Source organism: Vibrio anguillarum (genome assembly GCF_001989995.2).
In the GTDB taxonomy this organism is placed as follows: Bacteria; Pseudomonadota; Gammaproteobacteria; order Enterobacterales; family Vibrionaceae; genus Vibrio; species Vibrio anguillarum.
This window is the reverse complement of record NZ_JAHGUP010000008.1, coordinates 26,999-47,440: the sequence shown is the minus strand read 5'-3', so window position 1 is coordinate 47,440 and position 20,442 is coordinate 26,999. Positions and strand designations below refer to the sequence as shown.

The 20,442-nt window shown below is 47.1% G+C and carries 6 protein-coding genes; 3 read left to right on the top strand and 3 right to left on the bottom strand.

The features are described from left to right. Positions 1-124: 124 nt before the first annotated feature. The 3 genes from rtxA to rtxH are packed head-to-tail and all read right to left on the bottom strand — an operon-like array spanning position 125 to position 14,159. Positions 125-13,324, bottom strand: coding sequence for an MARTX multifunctional-autoprocessing repeats-in-toxin holotoxin RtxA (gene rtxA, locus PL85_RS01275; RefSeq protein ID WP_115339873.1), 13,200 nt, complete (start codon positions 13,322-13,324; stop codon positions 125-127). A 22-nt stretch (positions 13,325-13,346) separates the two neighbouring features. Next, positions 13,347-13,808: an RTX toxin-activating lysine-acyltransferase RtxC gene (gene rtxC, locus PL85_RS01270; protein WP_069211967.1), complete on the bottom strand. Its 462-nt coding sequence runs from the start codon at positions 13,806-13,808 to the stop codon at positions 13,347-13,349. Positions 13,809-13,823: 15 nt separating this feature from the next. Then, on the bottom strand, positions 13,824-14,159 hold the full coding sequence (rtxH, locus tag PL85_RS01265) for a protein RtxH (protein WP_013856638.1): 336 nt from the start codon (positions 14,157-14,159) through the stop codon (positions 13,824-13,826). A 325-nt stretch (positions 14,160-14,484) separates the two neighbouring features. Between rtxH and PL85_RS01260 the strand changes: the two genes are divergently transcribed. The 3 genes from PL85_RS01260 to PL85_RS01250 are packed head-to-tail and all read left to right on the top strand — an operon-like array spanning position 14,485 to position 20,079. Then, positions 14,485-16,593, top strand: coding sequence for a peptidase domain-containing ABC transporter (locus PL85_RS01260; RefSeq protein ID WP_019282577.1), 2,109 nt, complete (start codon positions 14,485-14,487; stop codon positions 16,591-16,593). Then, positions 16,590-17,942, top strand: coding sequence for an HlyD family type I secretion periplasmic adaptor subunit (locus tag PL85_RS01255; RefSeq protein WP_017049398.1), 1,353 nt, complete (start codon positions 16,590-16,592; stop codon positions 17,940-17,942). The genes PL85_RS01260 and PL85_RS01255 overlap by 4 nt, the downstream gene beginning before the upstream one ends. 1 nt (position 17,943) lies before the next feature. Then, a complete protein-coding gene (locus PL85_RS01250; protein WP_115339874.1) occupies positions 17,944-20,079 on the top strand; it encodes a type I secretion system permease/ATPase in 2,136 nt (711 codons plus the stop codon). Positions 20,080-20,442 lie beyond the last annotated feature (363 nt).

Sequence of the window (20,442 nt, the reverse complement as noted above, 5' to 3'; positions counted from 1 at the left end):
TATTTGAGCCTAAAAAAACACCCCCTGTTTTCTACAAAATCAGGAGGCGTTTTCAGGTTTATATGGGCGCAATTGTCAAACAGACACGCCCACAAAGGCTGGTTTTAACCCATGAAAGACATGATTACGACAAGCTAAACTTCCCGGTATTCACATCCGACCATGCGGCCATAATCGCTTGCTGAGGCTGAGAAGCTAATCCATCCATAAAGTTGCTTTCTCCCACCTTAGGCGCGAAGGAACTCATCGCTTGAATGAGGTTGTCTAACGCATTATCAGTCAAGCAGGTATATTCCTGATCGCCTTGAGCGTCTTTTTCACCTAAACCGATAATAAGTTTGGCTCGATTATTTGCAAAATAATCATTGAAAGTAACACAACCTAACGCATCAAATAGCGTTTGATCGGAAGAGGTATCAGTATGGCGTGCCATAGAGATTTTCAGATCGTAACCACTACGCTCAAACCATAAACGGTTCCAATCAATACCGTTGAAGATGATGTTTTCACCTTGGCGAATATCTTCAACCACGTTATCGATCACCTCACCACTGACCACAAAACTGTCTACGCCAGCACCGCCTTTGAACGTATTTTGGTAACCCCCAAGCACCATGACATCGCTACCTTCACCACCGTTTAATGTGCTGAATTTTGAGATGGCGGCGGCAATTAAGTAATCCTCGCCCTCGCCAGCATTAATCGAAGCATGGTAACCCATCAGTTTGACTTCATCGTTTCCTTGGCCAGCATCAATTCGGTTGTGATTGCCAAAGACTCTCGCAAAGTCATTGCCTGCACCAAGATCAAGTTGGTTGTTATTACCGATGGTTACAGCAAAGTCTTGATCGTCTCCCATGTCCACACGGTTGAAGTTACCTGAAGTGACCGCATAGTCATTACCTGACCCCATGGTGATCTCACCACCTTCGCCAAAGACAAAGGATTGATCATCACCCGCGCCCATAAAGACGTGGTTAATGCGTCCGGCCACAACTGCCGTATCATTACCATCACCGCCGAACATCATGTTCTCGCGACCCATTAAAACGCCCATATCGTGGCCTTCACCGCCGGTGAAAATATTGGAGACTCCCGTTGCGTAGAACACATCGTCTCCACGTCCTCCCCAGAAGTTATTATTGTCGCCTAGATAAGCGCCGAGATCTTTACCGTCACCACCCCAGTTGAAGTTGTAATTACCCAGAGAAACGTTCATATCGCCATCCCCTTGCAAATGCCCACTGTTACGAAGGAAATCAAACGTTTTATCCTTCATATTGAGCAAATCGGCGGTGAGATTCTGCTTCAGATTACTGACCAATGATGCCATCTCTGCCTGCTTATCTTTGCTAAACATGGTGGCAAATAAATTGGGCAAATTGAGCGCATTAAAACCAAATGCGCGCTCTGGTTTGGTTTCTTCAACAGTGGCTGATACGTTTTCCGTTGCCGCAGGCGCGCCATTGAGAGTCACTTGCGCTGTATCGTTTTCCTCTGGTGCTTTCTCTTTCAGTCCATGACTTTCAGCAAAGGATTGAAGACCATCAGCACCCATATCGATTCCCGCTTTGAGGCTATCTAGCAATTTTTCTGGGTCAGTAAATGCGCTGAGCTGCTCACCACCAAACTCGCCAATCACTTCTAGCATCTCTTTTAAAATGGCAACGCCATCTACCGCTTCATCAGTACGAGAGACTATTTTGCCATCAGCGGTGTAATTGACACCGAAGATATCACCTAAAGTCGTCTCTGCACCGACCTCAGCAAATTTACCCAGCAGCTTATTCTTAAGCTGACGAGGCAAGTCTTGCGGATTATAGGTAAAGGTCGTTTGAGCCATTCCCGTTGCTGAGAATTGCTGGGTTAACAGGCCAAACAATGAACCGAGATTGGTATCCAAAATCGCTTGGATGTTGTCTCCGAACATAAAGTTCCAGTTGCCCGTGGTGACCTGAATATCGGCTCCTTGACCACCGACCGCGAAGTTAAAGGCCAACTTCTCGTTCATTTGACGGAACTTATCCGCACGGCTCATCTTGCCAGTATCATTATTACTATTGCCACTTAGCCACTGGTTGTACTTTTTATTCAACGTTGCTTCAGCGTCAGACTTCAAGCCGCGGCTGCTGCGCTCATTCTGAGAGTCCAAATCAACCAAACTGGTGTAGTCAACACTGCTGGTTTGATCGAGACCAGACATCTCTTTGACAAATTTTTTCGCACCAGAGAGTGTCCACTGCTGTTCTTGAGCCGCTAACCAATCGGCACCCTTTCCTGATTGTGCGATGCTTTGTAATACTCCTGAAATACGTGATGCACCATCAAATGGATTGACCAGTGGCGGTGTCGGGATCGACTTATCCATCATCACAATCAGATCATTACTTCGACCTTTGTTGAAGCTCACGTTTCGATTACCGATGAACATTTGTGCACCTTCTAGTGCCTGATAACCACCAATATCGAAGCTGTGCTTGCTCTCACCATTGCCAATGTGAACCATGACGTTATTGTCACCAAAGGCCAGCGACTTAAAGCCACCCGTGCCGACTTTAATGCCCACGTTCGATGTGCCCCAGTTCACTGCCGTAAACTCACCATCACCCACATTGACTTGAATGTTACCTGAGTAGCTGAGTTTATTGTTTGCAGAAGAAGATGAGGTTTCTGTCTCCGCTTTGCGTTTTTCTGGCGCATCAAACACATCATTGTTGTCACCGATTGCACCACGCGCTGGCTCGTCAACGTCGCTGACACCAATACGAGAGAGATCGATGTCGCCTTCCGCAATACCGTTGCGAATACGTTCATCCTTGGCAACAACTTCACCTTGCTCGTCCCAGCTTAGCGACACTTTGTTGTTTTCTGCTTTTTGGACCCAATCGCCATTCGCGTCCTTGGTATGTTTACGCCCTGCCTCGTCTACGGCCAGTTCAGAACTGCGTACAGAGACATCGACACGAAGACCATTCGCATCCATCGCGTTAATAAACTGATGACCAAAGCCTTTTTGCTTATCGTCACTCACCAAAGAACAACCAACAATACTGATATGATCAGGCTTATTGTTGATGTTTTCCGCTTGATTAAACGACTGTTGGAACTTGGCCAATTTCACTGCCAGCTCATCAGCACTGTAGCCACTTAAACGCGTGTTGTTACTTTCTGAGTCATCTCGGCCATGACCTACTAACTGCCAACGTAGCTTTCCATCCAGCTTTGACGGATCGCCATACACCACGCGATAGTTGCCGTCTGAATCGATCTGCACCACCACACTGCTTTCTGGGTGCTTACCCGCAAGGTTCGCAGCGGCTTTTGCAACGACATCATCGTTCTCCATTTGCACGATGATTTGACCATCAAAACGGCTTTCACCGCCGTCCGCTGTCGGAGTCACAACAACATGTTCCCAGTCATTCACATTTTGGTTGTGAAGTATCTTTCCACCAGCCAATGCTTCTTTCGTATCATCTACAGCTTTTGCATTGCCATCGACATCTAAAGCACCGGGCTTTTTAATCGGTGTAGCGTCAAACACAGGTAAATCGAGGATCCCCTGCATGGTGGTCTTATCACCAAAGGTTGGCTTGTAGCTTGCTAACGTGTTGCCATCCATTACCACCACGCGGTTGAAGATTGCTTCACCTGCGTCGTTTTTACCCAGCTTATAGCTTTGAGCCATGTTCAGATCGGACTTGCCGAAGAAACGCGTTAGGTAGTCGCCAAACTTCTCTGCTGATGAGAACTCAACAATACCAGCATTTGGATCGTAGAAGCCGTAAACACGATCGTCGCCTGAGCCTTTTGCCCAAGCTGCCATCGCATGCCCCGGAGCATCAAGTTCCAACAACACAGGTTTGCCGTTAGCCGATGCATCAGTGATTTTCTCAACCACACCGTTTACGGTCAGCGCTTGCTTCCCTTCCAGCTTTTCCTGCCACACTTTCATCGACGTATCATGCATTGGGTTCTTCGCATGAATGGCCGCTAAGCTGCTGAGCAACTTGCTTGCATTGGCTTTTTCACTGTCTGAGTAAAGGGTTGGATTGCTCAGCACCGCTGCCGCAGAGTACATCTTCTCCAGCAGTTGTCTTGCCACGCCAACTTGACCATCGTTTTCCAGCTGTTTCGCAACCAAAACGAGTTTAGAAAGTGGATCACAACGTCCACCAAAACCGTCATTCGATAGGTTCAACAGCATTAACTGTGGCGCGAGCTGTTCAGTCGCTTTCGCATCCACCACGCCAGCAGAAGCAATCTCACGGAACAATCGGTTGTACTTCTCAGACTTGTTCTGGAACGTCACTTTCAGTGCACGACTTTCGATTTCCCAAGCAAGCGCACCTTTTTGCTCTGCGCTCCAGTTGCCTTTAACAAACAGATCCACCAGTTGCTTGATGCTCATATCTGAGCGGAAGCCGTCAACGATCTCCTTCGCATGGTCGTTTTTGTAACCATTTAGGAAATCTTTAGTGGTACGAATGTCTTTCGATTTACCCGGTACGCTCGTATCAGGTTTCAGCGCGTCGCCATAGCGTTTAAAGTCTTTCTCTAGCCCTTTCAGCACTTCGCCCGCTTCTACCGCTGCTTGCTCTGCATTAAACAGACCGGAGACAATTTGATCCGCGTACTGCCCCATCAAGCGGTTGCTCGCTTCGAGGCCATAGAAGGTTTGTTCACCCGTGACGTTGTAGCCAGCAATCGCGAGTTTAGCTCGTAGCTTCTCGCCTTCTTCGCCTAAACCTTCGTTGTCCGTTAGCAGCAGAATCGGCGTCTCTTTTGGCAAGCCTTTTAGGTTCTTCTCCACTGAGAACTGACCGTTAACCGCTTTCGCGATAGCCCCTACAATGCCCGCTGGATTCGCCACTTCATGAGCGGTGATGGCTTTGGTCATGCTTGGCATAGGACGGTCAAGCAATAAGCCAGACACCGCTTGGCCATTTTGCGCGGCATAACGTGCTAAATCTGCGGCAATTGGACCACCCATTGAGTAGCCGTGAATGATGATGTTGCTTGGGTCAATACCCTTGTCATTCACTAGGTAGTTGAACATGGTGCGAGCATCTTGGTACAAGCCTTTTTCGCTTGGTCCGCCGTCGCTTTCACCATAGCCACGCAGGTTGACTGCGAGCATGTCGATACCTTGTTTCTGGTAGTGGCTGCGAATCGCACTCGCTTGTTCTTCAGAAGAAGAACCAGAACCGTGCAGGAACAACACGACTTTACCGCTGGTCGCGCTCGTTTCAGTGTCGCTTGATACAGCTCCCTGATGATAGTACCCCGTTAGACGGCCCGATTCCCCTTTCAAGGTGACTTTCTGCGATTCACCTTGTTCTACCGCATGGTCAAGTAGGGTTTGCGTGATTTCGCCAATCTTACGGCGAGCTTCTTTATCGCCATACAACTCGTTATTGAGGAAGCGAGTCAATGGGCTCAGAGATTCTTTATCGCGCGGTGGCGTACCATCATTTTCGATGGCGACGGTTTCTTTCTGCTTCTCGTTGCCTGATAGAGCATCAAGGACATCGCTTACTTGATGACTTTGCTTCTTAGCCACGATTTCTAACTGGGCCTCTTGTAACGCTTGACCAAAGTTAAATAGCTCTGTCGGCGTCCAAACACCAAACTTAGGCAGCCATGTGTGACCAATGAGTTTATCTGCCCCACCCGCTTTCAACACTTTAGCGACCGTGCTAGAGCAGTTTTTGGTGAGCAGTTGATAACGCGCATCCGGGTCGTTACTTAGACGATGCCATTCTGCCTGCATTGCCGCAGTATTAAGCCCTTCTAAGTTAATGCGGAATACACGGCCTTCATCCGCTTGGCTGGCCTTAAAGGCTTCGATTTCTTCCAGCGCTCTTTCAGCAAACTGACGAACCACATTATCGATGCGTTTTTCCACCAGGGCAGGATCGCCACTCGCTTTAGCTTGTTTCTGTAGCTCTTCGGCAAAACGGTTTGCTACATCCATCATGTCGTAACTGGTGTCATTCCACTGTTCAACGAATGGTTGGAATACATGTGCTGGAATGCCTGTCGTTTCAAGTATATCCGGCTTGCCCAGTAGCACACTCGCGTAACCTTCAGAAACGTCTTTGTACGAGGCATCAATACCTTTAGCGGCATTGAGTTTTTCGATAAAACGTTTCAGCTTAGTTTCGCCATCATTCAAACCAAAACGGTCGTTTTCTTCCGATGCCATATCATGCTCAAGTGTGTCATTTTGATGAGCTGGTTGGCTAAAGTCGCTCCAACGCAATTTAAGATCAGGCTGATCTTCTGTTGCAACGTTGAAGATATTACGGATATTGGATGACTTGCTACCTAGTGGCCACCAACTCACATAATTCTGCTTGTTGAAATCAGCCGCGGCTTGACCTTCAAGCTGCGTGCGACCTTGGCCAATTTGCAATGCGGCGTGACCTAGTGTGCTGTGATCACTCGGCTTCCAGATGTACATGGTCGCGCTCACTGGCGACATGTGCTGTTCAATCGCTTGGTGTACTTTGTTTAACCCAGCGATATCAATACCTTTACCATCTTTTGCAAGATCGTTTGCAGAAAGCCCTGCGAAGATAGTATCGGCAACAACTTGACCATATTCATGACTTACGGCTGCTTTTACTTTTTCAAGTACAGCATCGCTACCGCCTAGCTGATCGATATTGGCAAGATTGCCTTTGCCCTTAGTGACGAAATCGCCGTTTCCGTCGAGATACAGATGTTTGCTCTCTTTCAAGTTGGCGTTATCAAGCTGGTCATACAGACGGCTAAAGCTATCGTGAGTTTTGATGCTTTGCTCTGCGACAGAAAGAACCGAAACTTCCTCTAAACGCACATTCACTTGGTTTAACAGTGAACTCATAGCCTCAACGCGGCCAGAATCGGGGTGACCGAGTACATAACCTTCAATCTGTTTACGTAGGTTGAGCAGTTTTTCCACAGATTCCAGTTCATAGTCTGCGTGTTCAATCGTACTCGCATGGTACTCAGTCAGAGCGTCGATCACTTGTTGGTAACTTTCACCACGGATCTTCCCTGTAACACTGGCAGCATCGAGTAATTCGGTGACAGACATCAATTCTGCTTTGGTGTTGTACTTCCAAGCACCCTCTTCTTTTTGTGCTAAAATTCGCGTGCGGCCATCGTGATGCGAGAGCACCTTGTTATCCACTAAGAACAGCTCATCTGGCATCTGCTCGAAGTTGTCAAAGTTTGCCAAGATAAAGCGCTCAATGGATTTTTGTTGAGCTGCATCTTCTGGGTTATCAAGCAGAATGGTCTTGCTCTTTCCATCGGTTCCCGGCCAGGAGCGAACTTCAAAACCTTCTTCGCCTTCTTGCACTAATAGATTTCGTTCGGCACGAAGTGAGTAGAATGGCAGAGAATCACGTAACATGTTGTCGATGGCGTTACCACCCAATGCTATATCACTGGATGCCTCACCAAGACCTTCAAGATTCACCCCAGAAATGCGAATCTCTTTTCGAACCACATCCTGAGACGCAGTGGTTGGCACAACAATGCTGTCGCCGTTTGTCTCTGTGAACATCGAAGTGACAGAACTACCCGTATTTTTCGCTCGAATTCCTGCGTTAATTTGCAGACGGTTGACTGCATTGGTCGCACCTTCTAAGGCTTCTAGCTCTTGCTCGCTCAAGCCTTCGCTAAAGCGGCCATCAGCGTTTGCCTGACTGTCAGCGTTGATATGGCCCGCAGCACCAGCGGCTTCGACGCTATGTGCTTGACCCGCAAGGCCGCTGCCCGCAACACCTTGACGATCAGGGCGATCGCTTTCGTTTTGCTTAGCCCCTTTCGCATCATTCTGCACTTGGTTGGCTTTATTTTCCGCGTTCATCGCATCGCGATCACCACGCGATTGCGCATCGTTTGCGGCACTGTGTGCGTCAGATTCGGCTTGTTTCGCATCGTTGCCTTTTGCTAAAGCATCATCTTTACGTTTTTCAGCATCAGTTCTAGCATCATCAATGTCTTGCTCTGCACCCGCCAGGTTTTGCTCACCTTTTGCGACGCCCGCTTCCGATTGTTCAACCGAATCTTTGACTTTGTTTTGATTGTCCGCGTGCGTCTGTTTCGCGGCAGCAATCTGCTCACCAGAAACCTGTTTTGCGTTGTCCAATTGGGTTTGAACACCATCAAGCAAGCCACCGGCAAAATTGTTACGCCATTGGTCGCCCGACTCGCCAGTATGCGTTGCTTGGCTATCAAGCACATCAAGACCTTGCGCCAGTTTTGTCAACTCAGCCGTGATAGCTTCTGATTCTTCTTGCACCGCATCACGTTGAGCTTGACCGTTATTTCCTAACGCTTGTTGGTCGGTAGATTCCAGTTGGCTTTGCGAACCTGCGACGGCATCGAGCTGTTTCTGCTTTTCTTGTTCTAGACGCTGGCGATCCGCTTCTGCGCGCTCTTTGTCTGATAGGGCATTCTGCGACGCTTGATTTTGCGTTGCATGCTCACTCACCGCATTAGTTTGCTGTGGCGTTTCTGATTTCGCAACTACGTTATCTAAGATATAGCCCAACCCATCATTATGGCCTGTTCCTTTGAATTCGATACGGTTGCTGCCGGCATGTGCGGTCAGTTTTAAGGTTTTTTGCTGCCAAGCAGAGGCGTCACCAGACGATGGGAAGACGACTTCGCCGTTCCAAAGAACTTCAATGCCTTCGTTATTCGATAGACCTGCACGTTTTGCAAAATCAAAGCTCACAGCAATGACTTCGCCTTCCGTAAGATCGGTCAGATCTTGATAGAGACTGGTGTTGGTGTAGGTATCCAGTTCCGTCACACGTGCGCCGTGCCCTTCACCATTCACGCCATAGACGTTGCCCGAATGAGAAGCTTCAACACCGTGTGTCGATTTCCACCCTTGATCACCTTGCTCAAAATCACCATTCACAATGAGATTCGGAGCTTGAGTTTGATCAGAAGAGCCGTCAACGTCGAGCGCATTTTGCATCTTGTTGAGATCTGGGGTATCTACCTTAGTGACACTGCCTGTAAGGCTATCACCCAAATCAGAGCCCACTTCTTCAATCGCCTCCATTTGGAAGCCATCCAGCTTGGTGATTTCAGGTGTCGCAATCGCACCACGGCCTTTATGCGTGCCGGATGATGATGCTTCATCGCCTTGCACTAAGTAGTTGATTGCTTGGCTACCACCTACACCAAGTACGGTTTGCTTGATGTTATCAAACAGGGCTGAGAGCTTGTTGCTACTGGTGTTGCTCGACGCGACCGCCAAACTGTAGAAATCACCATTACCGATTTTGATCGCCACGTTGTTTTGAGCGTAAGAAGCATTAACCCCTAAACCATCACCAACATGAATATTAGCGTTGGCTTTACCTTTCATGACCGCGACGTTCAAACCATCGCCGATTTTGGTATTGACGTTGTATTGGCCCCAAGCAACATTGACCGAAATACCGTCACCAACCACGGTGTTAATATTGGCATCCCCATAAGCGGCGGTGACGTTTAGGCCATCTCCCACTCGAGTCGTTACGTTCGCTTTACCTTTCGCGGCGGTCACCTGCATACCATCACCGACTTTGGTGACGATGTTGCCCTTACTCCAAAGTGCGTTAAAGCTATCGCCATCACCCACTTGAGTCACGATGTTGGCTTCACCTTTGGCTAGCACAACATTTCGGCCATTACCCACTTTGGTGATAACGTTGGCTTTACCCCAAGCACCGGTATAATCATCACCATCACCCACATGGGTAATGATATTGGCTTGACCTTGCACGACAGAGACTTCTTGACCATCGCCCACTTTGCTGATGACGTTGGCTTCACCTTTGGCAAAATTATAGCGATCTCCATCACCTACATGAGTAAACACGTTAGCTTGACCCCAAGCCACGTTAACACCCAAGCCATCACCGACTTTGGTAATAATGTTTGCCTTGCCCTTGGCAATACCAATGGTCGTGCCATCTCCGACATGAGTCATCACGTTGCCGATATCGGAAATCAACAAACCTACCGTGGTGCCTTCGCCCACTTTGGTGAGGATATTGCCTTTACCCGCCAATACAGCGGCGGTGGTTGCATCACCGACATGAGTCACGACGTTGGCTTTCGCCGCGGCCACAACACCCATGAAATCATCACCCACTTTGGTGACGATATTGGCTTCGCCCAGTGCTAACACGCCCGTTAGACCATCGCCGACATGGGTCATAATGTTGGCTTTACCGAACATCGCCGCCAGCGTTGTGCCGTTACCGACTTTGGTCATCACGTTCACTTCGCCCGCAAATATTCCTAAGCTAGTTCCATCGCCGACATGCGTGTAGATGTTTGCTTTACCGACCATCAGCGCAGCGGTGAGATCATCGCCCACTTTGGTCATGATATTGGCTTGGCCAATCATCGCCGCAAACGTGCTGCCGCTACCTACATGGGTAAAGATATTAGCGTTACCCACCATAGCTGCAAGTGTGGTTCCATTACCGACTTTAGTTGCTATGTTGCCTTTGGCTAACATAAGCGCCACCGACATGCCATCACCGATATGGGTGAAGACGTTAGCTTCGGCCACCATTAACGCGAGAGCATCACCGTTGCCCACTTTGGTAAAGACGTTACCAAGGCCGCCCATCAGTGCCCAAGCATTCCCTTCGCCCACATGGGTAAAGATATTGCCTGCCCCAATCATGACTGCAATGGATGTTCCATCGCCCACTTTAGTGAAGATGTTGCCTGCGGCGCCCATTACACCAAGGGTTTGGCCATCACCAACATGCGTTAGCACGTTGCCAACACCAAGCATAATGCCTGTCGTGTCGCCATTCCCGACTTTCGTTAGGATGTTCGCGCCGCCTACCATTACGCCAGTTGTGGTGCCATCACCGACATGGGTAAGTACGTTAGCGCCTCCGCCCATCACAGCAAGGGTGTTGCCTTTGCCTTTTTTGGTGAGAATGTTGGCTCCGCCTAGGGCTACCGCTGTGGTGTTCGAGGTTTCGTTGTCGCCGCTGATGTGGGTAATCACGTTTGCGCCGCCCAGCATACCTGCGGTTAGATCGCCGTCACCCACTTTGGTGAGCACGTTCGCGCCGCCAGCCAGTACCGATGCTACATCACCTTTACCCACTTGCGTCATCACGTTGAAGCCGCCCGCCGCTAACCACAAGCCGTTGCCAGAGCCAATTTGGGTATGGGTGTTGTAACCGCCGAGCATGACGACACGGCTGTTACCATTACCTTTGTGCACGGAAATATTGCCGTAAGCCAGCAAATGCGCAAGGTATTGACCATCGCCAATACGAACCAATACGTTTACCGCGCCGCCCGCGTAAACATCCATCTTGCCTTGCTTACTTTGGTGAACCAACACGTTCGCCAAACCCGCACCGCGGAAGGTAAGATCCCCTTCCTCGCCACTTTTGACAATCACGTTAGCCGCGCCAGCACCGTTAAATTCAGTGTTACCGAACTGAGAGCTATGCAGGATCACGTTGGCAAGACCGCCACCGTTAAAGTAAACATGACCGCGTGTTACGTTGGATTTAATAACGTTACCGCCACCGACACCATTGAAATGAATATCGCCAGAGCTTTCACCGCTATCGCTTACGGGTTTGAATAAGGTTTGATCTGTGGATTCATCGATATCAGCCACGGTTTCGCTGGTACTTCTTACCGTGTTAACGCTGTAATGCAAGTCGCTGAGCGAGTAACCCTCTTTGTCCATTGCGTGATATCCATACGCAGACGAAATATCTTGGTTAGCTAAATTGGCAGTGTGATCACCTTCTTTATACCAAGAGCGAGCTTGATATTTCAGCGCGCCGGTTTCGGCATCGTTCGCCAGTTCAACCACAACGATTTTCGTGTGTTGTCCCAGCATTTTAGCGTAAACATAAGTGTTGGGTTTGCGGTTTGATTTTACCGCTTTGACATCAACCTTAGTACCATCAGCAAAAATGGCGTAACCACCCATTTTTGCATCCGACAATGATACATCTTTCGCATCAATCACCACACCATTGGCGTAAGTCACCCACTCATATTCAGTCAAGCTTTTCTCAACCGCATGAACAGTCACTGATTGTTGATGTTCAATGGCAATATTAGAAAGGGTGCAACCACCGTTGACTGGATTGGACTCAAAGCCACCTGAAGAAGAAACATCGGAATGAGCAAGATCGGTTAAGTGATTACCCTGCTTGAACCACGCCTCTGAGTAGTACTTGAGTTTGCCGGATTCGGCATCGTTATAGAGACGGATTTTGTTGATTTTGGTGTAATGACCATCTGCAATAGCAAACAAATAGGTATTGGGCTCTCGCTCTGATTTTACGGCGTTAACCGCATGGAACTTGTTGCCGTTATCAATCGATAAACCGTGCATCTGTGCGGCAGTGAGAACGATCTCATCCGCTTTGGCATATTCCATACCTTGAGCATCAAAGTCGCCGCCACTACCTTTACGAGTAATGGTGTTATAAGCACCGCCGCCCGAGAAGTGAATATCACCATGTGCCACATCAGAGTAAAGGCTGTTGTAACCACCCACACCTTCGAAGCGAATATTACCGCGTGTTTCGGTATACACATCGTTCGCATTGTGCGTACGCTCAATTCGGTTGGATGCCCCGGCACCCGCTAGGGTAATATCCCCAACCTTGCCTTTGCGAACCAAATGGTTATCCGCACCAGCTCCACTAAAGTGCAGGTTACCGCTTTCAACACGTGAGCTAATACTGTTAGCAACTCCCGCGCCGACAAAACGCACATCACCTTGAGATCCTTGATACTGGTTAAACCAAGTACGATCGATTTTATTGCCCGCACCTGCACCTTCGAAACTCAAGTTTCCATGATTGGTTTCATGCCAGATAGCGTTGTAGCCACCAGCACCTTGGAAAGAAACATGGCCTGATGACCCTTGCCGCTTAATGTGGTTGTAAGCCGCAGCACCTGCGTAGCTGATGTTGCCATGCTGGCCGTCATGACCAATGTCTACACCAGCAGCAGCACCTGAAAATGAGAGATTACCGTCTCCGTTTTTCTTGATATTAGCATAACCCGCAGCGCCTCGAACGATCAGGTTCCCCGTTGTATCCTCAACTTTTAGATAGCCGGCCCCCGCCGATACCGTATCGTTACCTGAACCGGTATATACCGTGGCTCCGAGCGACCCCAGATGAATATGATCATCTCCGCCATAAGCATGAATTTTGCCGCCCATACCGATGGCAACAATGTCGTTATTTCCATCGTCGGCGGAATAATTTCCGGTGAAGAAGTATTCGACACTTCTCCAAAATGGTTTTCCCATAGACTGTGGCTCTTATTGTTATTTAAATAGAAAACCACTGTACCTTACGGATACAGCGGTCGTTTTGCGTATCGATTTTTCCGCGGACAGTACACACTTTTTGCCCTTTCCACGGCAAAAAAACACGCTGTCGTAAGTCATTGACGATTTGACGTCCGTGACCAAAAGGAGCAAGCATTTCAGGAATGTAGATATGATCACCAGAGCGCCAGTCAGCGGCTTCGATTTCTCGTTCACCGGACAATAGCAACTCTCTCACTTGCTCAGACAAAAACGCCCAATTACAAAATGCAATTGGACCTCCTTGTTCATCTTCGTAATAGCAAAACTGATTTAACTCAAATGATGGCATAATCCGTTGCTGCCATTCACTGATAAGATACCGCTGATGCAGAGGAGAATATTGGCTGAGCAGAAGAATCCCACCCATCATTTTCTGCATCATTGCACGATCCAGTTTCGCCGCGTGATTTTGAATCAACATACGCTAAGCCACCTTTTATTTTTTCGTGCGTGTCACGCGTTTTTTAGCAGGCTCAATACCACTCTCGTTCTCTTGAGGTGCTTCACTCGGTGATGGTAGAAAACCTGCGGCAATTAATTTTTCTAACTCTTCGTTCATACGAGGATCTTCAAGCATATTCTTAACCATCGAAACCATATACATAAAACCAGAAGCAGGCATATGAATCACTTCTTTTAGCTCTAAGTCCGTATCACTTTCCGCCATAATACCGTTTGCCATGTTGGATTGATTCTGTCCAACAAAATAGAGAGAGAAAACACCTTTGTTATAATTAACACTCGATACTGTTTGGACAAATTTCTCAGACATAAATAAATCACCTCATAATTTAAAAATAAAACAAATCCTCTTATAAAAGCAGTGGCTCATAAAAGCAGTTGCTTTTAAAAGGAGTAACGATAACCAAAAAATCATTTTTTATATTATATAGCATTTCAACAGCACGCAACCACATAATAACGAAAACTTATGAGTTAATTAAAGAAACACAAACGCAATAGACCATAACCCATTGATAATAAAAATCTTAAAAAATAATACCAGCAAGTCAGACCAGGTAATATTTGAGCATTCATTGATATTAATGATATAATCAGCCACCCTTTTATCTTTTGGCCCTTAAAGAATCAAATATATGACTGATTTAAATGAAAAAAAATCCATGCTACATTGCTTATCAGTCTACTTACCGCTGATCGGAATTCGTGAGATAAAATTAGATATTTCTAATGAAACGCCATCTAATGCAATTGATTCAATAATAAAAGATTTAAAAGGAAGAAATTATTTAGTCACTACTAATAAAGTGAAGTCTTTTACTGGAATTGCTAAAATAAAGAAACCGATTATTTTATTTAACAAAAATAATCACCCATTTATTTTGGCTAAAGTTGAACAGGATAAATGTTTAATTCATCCATGTGACTCAGATACCCCAAAAGTAGTAGATGCAAGCTATTTAAAACAGAATTGGAATGGAAAAACGCTAGATATCAAAAAAAAGCAATCCTCTTTTGATATTCGTTGGTTCTTACCTGAATTATCGCAACATAAACATTTAATCGCTGAGATTGTTTTATTCTCTTTCGTACTGCAAGTTATTGCACTTATTACACCGCTATTTTTCCAAGTCGTGATGGACAAAGTATTAGTGCATCAAGCCCACTCGACACTCGATGTTTTAGTGTTCGTCTTAGTTATTTCTGGAATAGCTGAGGTATTGCTACGCGGTTTACGCGAATATCAATATGCTCATACCGCTAACCGCATTGATATTAAGCTTGGCATTAAATTGGTTCACCATCTGTTTGGTTTACCGCTGCTGTTTTTCAAATCAAGGCAAGTTGGGGCGATTGTGACTCGAGTAAGAGAGCTCGATACCATACGCGAGTTCATCACAGGTTCGATGTTTACCCTCACGATTGATCTCGTTTTTCTCGTGATCTTTTTCTATGTGATGAGCTTACTTTCTGGCGGGCTAACCTTATTGGTATTGGCCACACTGCCGTGTTATCTCTTTTTGGCTTGGTGGCTAACCCCAAGGCTGCAACAAGCGATTGAACAACAATTTACCCATATGGCGCACAACACTTCGTTTCTAACTGAAACCGTCGCGGGGAGTGATACCATTAAAAGCTTAGCGACTGAACCTCGCTTTATTCGACGTTGGGATACTCAAACCGAACAGATGATATCGAGCAACTATGTGGTTCAGCAGTGGAATAACCGCTCTAGCCACGCAGTGCAGTTCATCCAAAAAATAGCGAGCGTCTTTCTACTATGGATTGGCGCATCAGAAGTGCTCGCGTTACAAATGACCATAGGTCAACTGATCGCTTTTAACATGCTCGCCAGTCATGTTGCACAAACTCTTGCCCGGCTCGTCGAGCTGTGGGGGCAATTTATACAAGCGCAAATTGCAGTCGATAAACTTTCCGACCTACTCAATTTGCCCACCGAGCAGCAGCAAGCCAGCCATCCTCTACAGCTGCAAGGTGCGATCACTCTCAATCAGGTGAGTTTCCGTTATCAACCCGATTTACCGCTGACCATCAATCAGCTTTCACTCAATATCCAAGCGGGTGAGAAAATTGGTGTGGTCGGTGGCTCGGGGTCGGGAAAAAGCACCTTGGCTCGGCTTTTACTCAAGCTGTACAGCCCTGAATCAGGCCAAATCATGTTCGATAACACCTCACTCAAACAGATCGGTGTTCATGAATTGCGTTGCCAGTTGGGGGTGGTATCACAAGAGAACTTTCTCTTTAGTAAAAGTGTTAGTGACAACATTGCCCATTCAAAGCCACAAGCCAACTTGGATGAGATTGTGCAAGCGGCAAAATTAGCGGGCGCTCATGAGTTTATTTTAAAGCTGCCACTGGGTTACGACACGATTTTAGCCGAAGGGGGGCAGTCACTTTCAGGCGGACAACGACAACGTTTAGCCATTGCCCGCACGCTGCTTGCAGACCCTAAGATTTTAATTCTTGATGAAGCCACCAGCGCTTTAGATGATGAATCACAAGCCATCATTCAAACCAATATGGAGCAAATTGCCGCCGGGCGTACCGTTATTACCATCGCACACCGCCTCTCTACGGTAAGAGAGTGTGACCGAATTATCGTGCTGGAAAAAGGTGAGATTGCAGAGCAAGGCACGCATCTACAACTTCTCGCAGAGCAAGGCAAATATTTCCAGTTGTGGCAACTGCAACAAGCATTAAAACAAGAGGATGAGCGAGTATGATCTCTCAGTTAAAGAAGCTTCGCTCTAAGCGCCCGAAAACGAACGGCTACTTTGAGTTTTTACCCGGCCATCTTGCTCTACAGCAGAGCCCACCCTCTCCGTTTGCTCGCATCACCGCCATCACGCTAAGTGTAGGGTTACTGCTCACCTTACTTTGGACCTATTGGGGGAAATTGGATATCCAAGCGACCGCAAACGGGCGGCTGTTAGTCCCTGGGCGCTCGCAAGTGATCCAATCTTACGAACAAAGCCGAGTAGCACAAATCCATATAGCAGACGGCGAACGTGTCGAAAAAGGGATGCCCTTACTGACTCTGGACACGTTAGGCGTTAGCCAAGATATTGAACGTTTGCGTCATCAAATACGCTATCAAACCCATGAATTTCTAAAGTATCAAGCTTTGCGTGGCAAGGCTGATCTAGCTCAACATCCCCTGTATTTGGCATTGGCACCTTCGGCACAGCAAGAGGTCATCGACAGCTTTGATACTGAAAAGAACGAATTCACATCGGTGTTGGAAAACTTGCGTGCTGAAATGCAGGTCAATCTTGCTTCCCAGTCCTCACTTGAGGTCGATATCAGAGGCTTAAAGCAGTTAGTGAGTAATATTACTCAGCGCCTTGATGCTCAAAAAAAGCTCAAACAACAGCGTTTGATCGGTCAAGTGCAGTATCTGGAGCAGGAAAAAGAGTTATTAGAATCCGAACGAGCGTTAGCCCAGCAAACATCACAACAACATGTGCTGCAAAAGCAATATCTCAACCTAGAAGAGCGTTTAAAAGCGCTGCGTGCGCAAAAAGCCAGAGAGTGGCAAGACAAAAGTCAGCAAGCACACCTACAACTCTCAGCGCTGCAACATGAACTGGACAAAGTACGCGAACATGAAGGATTACAAGTGGTTCGCTCTCCTGTCACTGGCACTGTACAGCAATTGAGTGTTCACACCCTTGGGGCAGTCTTACAACCAGCACAAAATTTGATGATTATTGTGCCTGACGATTCGGTACAAGTCGCCGAAGTTAAAATTCTCAATAAAGACATTGGCTTTATTTATGCTGGCCAACCCGTGACGTTGAAAATTGATGCCTTTCCCTATACGCGTTACGGCACCTTATCGGCAACATTGGTTCACGTTTCTAGAGACTCGACAATGGATGAGCAACTTGGGTTGGTTTTTCCCGCTCAAGTGCAATTGTTAAACCATACAATTGAGGTCGATGGTACCTCTGTTGCCTTATTGCCCGGTATGTCTGTCGTGGCTGAGATTAAAACCGACCAACGTCGGATCATCGATTATCTACTCAGCCCAATCCGAGAATATCAAGCTGAAGCATTGCGAGAAAAATAGAGTGGATACCTTAACCAACACCGTCTCAACGGTTCATGATCAAGAAAGCCATGGCGCATTAGCGGCCCTCTCGTTTGCCAGCCTTTCGTTTGATAAGAAAGTCACGCCATCACAACTGATTCATACACTAGGCGTTGCCGAAAATGAGCTCAGTGCTCTCGACATTCAGCGAGCCGCTCAATCTATTGGTCTGAAAAGCCGAATGATCACCGTCAGAGGAAGCGAGCCAATCCCGCTACCTGCATTGGTCAAAATCCGTCAGCAGTGGCATGTCATTCATGCGCTAAACGAGTATGGTTGGACCTTGTACGATCCCATTAAACAGCGCTATTTCGAGTTTCCGTTGGCGCAAGGATCGTCAAGTTCCTGTTATGAGGTCTTATTACTGATTGAGCAGAGTATAGAGCCAAGCGATGTCGCTTTTGGCCTCCGCTGGTTTATGCCTTCGGTACTTCGTCAGTCAAAACAGCTACGTGATGTGTTTCTGTATTCGATTGTGCTGCAACTGTTTGCCCTGTTTGGTCCCAAACTTTTTGAAACCGTTATTGATAAGGTTCTTGTGGGGCGAAGTTTGTCGAGTTTGCACGTTTTAGCGCTGGCTATGCTTGCGCTGGCCATTGCTGAACCTCTTTACAGTTATTTGCGCAATACGGTTTTTGGTCATCTTTCTAGTCAAGTCAATGCAGAGCTATCGGGGCGATTGTATCGGCATTTGATTAATCTTCCATTAAGTTATTTCAAGCAGCGTCAAACCGGGCAGATCATCGCCCGCGTACGGGAAATGGGGCAAATACGTCAGTTTTTGACGGGCTCAACCTTAATGCTGCTCTTGGATCTCATTTTTATCACCCTCTTTATTGGTGTGATGTTTCATTATGCGCCAGCGCTCACCGGGCTGATTATCGGTTCATTAGTGATTTACTTTCTGCTGTGGTTAGGTATTGGACCTTGGGTTCGTCACAAGGTAACGACAGAGTATGACGCAGAAGCAGAGACAACCACCTTCCTGACTGAATCTATAACGGGTATCGAAACAATCAAGACAACCGCAACGGAAGCTCGATTTTTAGAACGGTGGCAGCAAATACTCAGTCGACAAATTGAATGCGCGTTTTCAGCCCAAAAAGCCAGTTTAATTGCTGGGCAATTGATTGCCTTAGTGCAGAAAATAGCCGCTGCCATTTTACTTTGGTGGGGAGTCAACTTAGTACTCAATGGGCAGCTCACTCCCGGTGAATTGGTTGCCTTCAATATGCTAGCAGGGCATGTTACTCAACCCGTTTTGCGACTTGCGCAAGTGTGGCAAGATTTCCAGCACACCTTAGTAGCCTTGCGTCGCGTTGGCGACATTCTTAACGAACCGGCTGAAAATAGTAAAGATGGCCTTGCTTCCATCCCTTCTGTTCAAGGAGGCATTAAGTTTAAAAATGTTCGCTTCCGTTATCATATCGATGCACCGGAAGTCTTAGCGAATCTCTCGTTGACCATCGCTCCGGGGCAATTTATTGGTATTACCGGGCCTTCCGGATCAGGCAAAAGTACATTAACGAAACTGCTACAGCGTCTTTATGTACCTTTGCATGGGCAAGTCTTGGTCGATGGTATGGATCTCGCCATTGCAGATCCGGTCTCGTTAAGGCGCAGCATGAGTGTGGTGCTGCAAGAAAGCATGCTATTTGCAGGCAGCGTTGCCGACAATATTCGTCTTTGTAAACCCGATGCAAGCGATGCAGATCTGATAAACGTTGCAAAGCTTGCTGGTGCGTTAAGCTTTATTGAAGCGCTGCCACAAGGGTTTGAACAACAAGTAGGAGAAAGAGGTGCCAACTTATCTGGCGGGCAACGCCAACGCATTGCACTGGCTCGCGCATTGTTAGTTAACCCAAAAATCTTACTGCTTGATGAAGCGACTTCAGCGCTCGATTATCAGTCAGAGGCGGCCATCATGAGCAATATGGAAACCATTTGCCATGATCGAACGGTGATCAGTATTGCACATCGGTTATCGACGATTCGTCATGCCGATAACATTATCGTCATCGAAGATGGGCAAGTGGCCGAGCAAGGTACTCACGAAGCGTTGCTCGCACATGCAGGACTTTACGCACGCTTATGGAAACAACAAGTCAGTGGTTAACTTTCTCTCCTTCAAATGGGTTAGGTATAAAAAATCTCCCCAGAAATTACTGGGTCTTAAACTTACTCACTAAATTATTCAGATCATCAGCTGAACTCGCGAGATTTTGTGAGTTCAGTAGAGCTCGGCTCGATACAACCACACGCCATAGATATTTTGCACTCTCGCGATATGCTTGCCTTGCTCAAGAAGTATCAATGACTTGCTTAAATAACTCACCGATCGGTTCATTTACCAGCACAATAGAAAGATTGATAACCATTTGTTCTAAATCATGCTGATTTTGTCTTTGGATTAACCTACGTTAAAAGATATGGTTGCGTTTCATCGCTTTTATTCCCCTTTTACCTAGCATTATCGACT

Excerpts from the sequence above, each read along its gene's own strand:
- rtxC (WP_069211967.1), bottom strand. The coding sequence starts at position 13,808 with ATGTTGATTCAAAATCACGCGGCGAAACTGGATCGTGCAATGATGCAG.
- PL85_RS01255 (WP_017049398.1), top strand. The coding sequence starts at position 16,590 with ATGATCTCTCAGTTAAAGAAGCTTCGCTCTAAGCGCCCGAAAACGAAC.
- rtxH (WP_013856638.1), bottom strand. The coding sequence starts at position 14,159 with ATGTCTGAGAAATTTGTCCAAACAGTATCGAGTGTTAATTATAACAAA.
- PL85_RS01260 (WP_019282577.1), top strand. The coding sequence starts at position 14,485 with ATGACTGATTTAAATGAAAAAAAATCCATGCTACATTGCTTATCAGTC.
- rtxA (WP_115339873.1), bottom strand. The coding sequence starts at position 13,324 with ATGGGAAAACCATTTTGGAGAAGTGTCGAATACTTCTTCACCGGAAAT.